We start from the raw sequence: 710 nt of genomic DNA on the forward strand, positions 1-710 counted from the left end.
CGCCGCCAAATTGAAGCCGACTTCTCCGGGGGCCACATTACGTCGGACGCCGGATTACTCCTGCTTCGTGAAGTCGATAAACAGCATCGCCTAACACGCCGCTTGGCCGCCGTGCTTCATGATCCCCGCTCACCGGAACAGGTTCGTCATAAGCTCGACACGTTGGTTCGTCAGCGGGTGTTCGGTGTCGCCGCTGGCTATGAAGATTTCAACGACCATGAGGCCCTGCGCTATGATCAGGCCCTTCAGACAGCGCTCGATGAAGAGGATACGCTGGCAGGCAAGTCGACGCTGTGCCGGGTGGAGCAGAACGCCGATCGGCAAGCAATAGTGAAGGCCCATGAGTTGCTGTGGCATCACTTCATTGAACAGCATGACGAACCACCCAAGGAGATCGTGCTGGACTTTGATGGCACCGACATCCCCGTGCATGGCGAGCAACCCGGCAAGTTCTTTAACCGTTATTACGATCACCACTGCTACTTCCCACTGTATGTCTTCTGTGGGCGCCACTTACTGGTGAGCTATCTGCGCACCAGTGACCGCAGCGACAGCCGCCATAGCTGGGCGATCCTCGCCTTACTGGTACGCTTTATCCGTCAATACTGGCCCGATACGCGCATCGTGTTACGAGGTGATAGCCACTTTTGTCGTCCCCGGATGCTGAACTGGTGTGATCGGCATCACGTCGACTACATCGTGGGAATCGC

General features: G+C 57.0%; 1 protein-coding gene. It reads left to right on the forward strand.

Going from position 1 to position 710, the window contains the following annotated elements; genetic code table 11:
- The coding region (locus INT20_RS17935) for an IS1380 family transposase (protein WP_193057454.1) at nt 1-710 on the forward strand (710 nt) is incomplete at both ends.

Source organism: Halomonas citrativorans, assembly GCF_014898005.1.
In the GTDB taxonomy this organism is placed as follows: domain Bacteria; phylum Pseudomonadota; class Gammaproteobacteria; order Pseudomonadales; family Halomonadaceae; genus Vreelandella; species Vreelandella citrativorans.